Source organism: Bradyrhizobium sp., assembly GCF_035652035.1.
Classification (GTDB): Bacteria; Pseudomonadota; Alphaproteobacteria; order Rhizobiales; family Xanthobacteraceae; genus Bradyrhizobium.
The window spans coordinates 1-3,622 of record NZ_DASREO010000011.1 but is presented as its reverse complement, the minus strand read 5'-3'; the positions used below and the strand labels follow the sequence as shown (position 1 = coordinate 3,622).

The 3,622-nt window shown below is 61.7% G+C and carries 4 protein-coding genes; 3 read left to right on the top strand and 1 reads right to left on the bottom strand.

Translation table 11 applies throughout. From position 1 onward, the window contains the following. Window positions 1–249, top strand: a 249-nt coding sequence (locus VFB05_RS03500; RefSeq protein WP_325008829.1) for a hypothetical protein, incomplete at its 5' end; no start/stop codon positions are given. Between the two features lie 649 nt (window positions 250–898). Here the strand turns inward: VFB05_RS03500 and VFB05_RS03495 are convergent. Beyond that, on the bottom strand, window positions 899–2,290 hold the full coding sequence (locus VFB05_RS03495) for a Fic family protein (protein ID WP_325008827.1): 1,392 nt from the start codon (window positions 2,288–2,290) through the stop codon (window positions 899–901). A 271-nt stretch (window positions 2,291–2,561) separates the two neighbouring features. Between VFB05_RS03495 and VFB05_RS03490 the strand changes: the two genes are divergently transcribed. After that, window positions 2,562–3,008 (top strand): DNA-binding protein, encoded by a 447-nt coding sequence (locus VFB05_RS03490; protein ID WP_325008825.1) that lies wholly within the window; start codon window positions 2,562–2,564, stop codon window positions 3,006–3,008. Beyond that, a complete protein-coding gene (locus tag VFB05_RS03485; RefSeq protein ID WP_325008823.1) occupies window positions 2,998–3,573 on the top strand; it encodes a PIN domain-containing protein in 576 nt (191 codons plus the stop codon). Before VFB05_RS03490 ends, VFB05_RS03485 begins: the two co-directional genes overlap by 11 nt. Window positions 3,574–3,622: the final 49 nt, after the last annotated feature.

Here is a 3,622-nt window from a genome sequence, read left to right as displayed (position 1 = left end):
GCGGTGATCGGCCTCGGCCCGGCCGAGCTGCGGGCGCTGACGATGCCGGCCTGCATCGTGCCCGGCAACGACCGGGTGCATCCGCGCACCCCCGGCCAGGTCGCGCACCGGCTGATGCCGAACAGCGAATACCGCGAGGTGCTGACCGAGGACCGCATGGACCTCGACGTCGCCCTCGAGGACTGGGAGGCCAAGGAGGGCCTCTTGGCGGCGGTGTTCATCGATTTCCTGCGCCGCCAAGGGCGGTAGCGCCGGCGCCGGGCGGCGGGGGGCGTGGACCGGAGGCAAGCCTCGGTTATCGGAGCGGATCGTCAGCTCCGTCTCGCCGGCATCGACGACGGACACCGCGAGAGGCCTGCACGGCACGATCGCACGGATTGGACAGCCGGATATGCGTTGCTTGCCGTCACGCCAGCGAGCAGCGCGGCACGGAGCGCAACCTGAGCGACGGAGGCTCAATCACGCTCAAGTACGCGAGCGAGAGCAGATTGCCGTACCCTCACTCCCACTCATCTATTTTTGGCTATGTTAATGCGCTGATTTTTCAGCGCAATTTTTTTCGATTGCGCGTCGCGATCCGAACTGCGAACCGACAAAAATTTCTCGTGCTGATTTTCAACAGAAAATCGCGCGATTCCGCTTCAACGAGGTTTCAGCGACTATCGACAACGATTGGTCGATTCTTCGCTTCGTCGATCACGCAACGCGTTGCACGCCAGCGTGAGAAATACCGTCATCGCTTTAGCACGATCAGCAATCATTCGCCATCGGCTCGCACGTCAAGTTTCTCGCTTAGTACCATCTAACGGTGTGAAGGCATGATCGTCTTCGTCGCCGAAAATGCTCGGCCGCGAACCGCTTCTCGACCGCCCTGTTGCCCAGCAGGCAGGAGCGAGACTTACCCCCAAACCTCCCGCCACGCGGCGAACTCGGACGGCCTGATCTGGTAGCGCGCGAAATTCCCCTCATGCAGGCCGAGAAGCTCGCTCTCCGCTGTTTCGCGAAAGCGTTCGCGCTCCGCCGCATCGATGTGCTCGCTGGTCCACGTGGTGACGTGCTTTGCGGCCTGCTTCTTGTCCATCCGCCCGCGAACGACCGCGCCGACCACTTCACGCAGCGCCGCCCGATGCCGCAGCCTGAACGGATCGGGTTCGCCGAGCGATTGCCTGACGGCGGCATAGCGCGCGGCGGACCGTTCATAAGCCCAGATAAACACGTCGCGCAGCAACTCGGTCTTGTCGAGTTCATAGACCCCGAGCACCGCGTGGGTATAGGTGCCGCGCGGCACGCCCTCGAAGGAGAGCGGCGAGAGATTGCTTTTGATCAGAGGGATGTTCGCGGAGAGGCGTGACACCCGTTTGTTCACGTCGTCGAACGGCTGCAAATACGGGAGCTGCACCATGACGAAGAACGCCTGCTCGAAAGGATCGGTAATGGCTGCGGCTGTTGCGAGGATCTGGTCGAAACACTCTTCGATGAGCTGCGGCACTTCGAGCGGATGGAAGGAGGACCGCTCGATGGCGACGCCGATGCGGCGGAGTCTGCCCGCCGCGTCGGGGTCCGCGAGCAGGTTGTTTGCGAGCAGCGCGTGGAGATTGAGGATGGTGTAGCGGTTGAAGCCGATCTCCTCTGCGGTGCCGACTAGGAATTCGATCGCGTCCTTGTGGTTGAGGATCATCTGCGCCTCGAGGCGCTCCTTCCCTTCCGCCTCCTCGCCAAGATCGATGAGGCGCTTGGTGTCGAGCAGCGAGTAGGTGTTCCCCTCAAGGCGGCTCGAATTCCAGGACAGGTCGATCAGCAGCCTGTTCAGTATCTGCTTCGCGTAGGTGCCGGCGGGCTGCGGGGCGATCGCCGGCGTGCCGACGTTGCGCAGGTGCGCGCGCTCCGCCGCCGTCAGATAGAAGGTTTCGTTGGGGCGGTACGCATCGAGGAACGCGCGGTTATAGCCGACCGGCTTGCGCGCCTCCGGTGGCTTGCGAACATACGCCTCAATCTCAGTGCCGGGCTTCGAGAGCGGCAGGACGGCTTCGCCTTCCGCCCCCGCCTCGGCGCGCCCTGCAGCCGCGCCGATCCCGACCTGGACTTGCAGCCGGTAGCGCGCCCAGCGGCCCTCGCCTTCCATGACCAGGCGGCGATGATCGACGAGGTATTTGAGGCGATATTGCAGCGTGCGGCGCGGCGGCGGCTCTTGCAGCGAATCGGCAATCTGCTGCGCCGTCGCCCCGCCAGGGCGGCGGCGCACGGCTTCCTCCATCGCCTGCAATTCCTCTTCCAGGATGCGCCGTACCACGTCGCCTCTCTTTCTTGCGCACGCACTTATATGCGCAATTTAGCCACATGTACGCGCAATTTTCAAGCATGCGCGCAACTTTATGGCCGTATGCGCAAACAATAAGCAGAAATTGCGGCAGCGCACCGACGGTTGTCCCGGGCGCGCAAGGCGGCAGGGCGTTGCTGGCACCTTGGGCCGAGGCGCATACGCCTCAACAGGTTCGGCTATTTTTCAGATATTGCAGTTAGAGAGGGCCTATCTTATATTGGGCTTGCAAAAGGAGCAGACCATGACGACCCATCTGCTGCAATTCGTTGAGCTCTCGGACCAGGATCGAAAAAAGGCCAAGCGCCTTGGCAAGCTTGGGAAGGGCGATCAGGTGGAGGTTCGGGTCCGGCGCCGCTCTGGCGAGGACCAAGTCCTAAAGCTCCCACCGAAGGCCGCAGTCCTGCTTGAGGCGGCTCTTGGGCACCTTCTTCAGGGTGAACGCGTGGCTGTCCTCGCCGAAGACCAGGAACTCAGCCCGAACGACGCGGCAGAGATTCTGGGCATCTCCCGCCCGCTCGTGGTGCACCGCATGGACGTTGGCGATCTGCCGTTCCGCTATGTCGGCAAGCATCGCCGCACGAAATTACGAGATGTGCTGGCGCTGAAGACAAAAATGGATGCGCAGCTAGCGGCGATGGAAGCGCTCACTGAGGACGCCGAGGATCTCAGGCAGCGCTATGGCGTTTAAGCCCTCGGTCGCCGTTCTAGACGCCTGCATCCTCTATCCTTTCCATCTCAGGAACATCGTTGTCCAAGCCGCCGTAGACCGACTCATCGATGCGCGCTGGACGAACGCGATCCATAACGAATGGATCCAGAACTTGGTGGCCAGCGCACCGGCAATTCCATTGGAACGCTTGCAGACAACGCGCCGGCTGATGAACGAGGCACTGCCAACGGCGATGGTCGATGCTTACGAGCGCCATGTTGCGACGGTGAACCTGCCCGATCCTAATGACCGTCATGTGGTAGCCGCCGCAATCACTGCGCGTGCCTCTTTAATCATAACATGGAACTTGCGCCACTTCCCGGTGAAGGAGCTAAAGAGGTTTGACTTGCAGCGAGAGACGCCGGATGCTTTTCTATCCCGTCTCTACGATGACGTCCCGGATATAGCGGTCGGCTCCCTAGCGAACGCTCGCCGGAATCTGACCAAGAGCCGAATTTCGGCTTCAGACTTTATCGGCATTCTCAGAAGCCAAAGACTCGTCGAACTTGCGCGACGCGCGCAAAAACACCATGCCGATCTGTAGGGAGTCACCGGTTTTACGACCGGACTGGGGTCAATGAAGCCGAGCCGCA

Coding starts and splice junctions, on each gene's coding strand:
- VFB05_RS03490 (WP_325008825.1), top strand. CDS start 2,562: ATGACGACCCATCTGCTGCAATTCGTTGAGCTCTCGGACCAGGATCGA.
- VFB05_RS03485 (WP_325008823.1), top strand. CDS start 2,998: ATGGCGTTTAAGCCCTCGGTCGCCGTTCTAGACGCCTGCATCCTCTAT.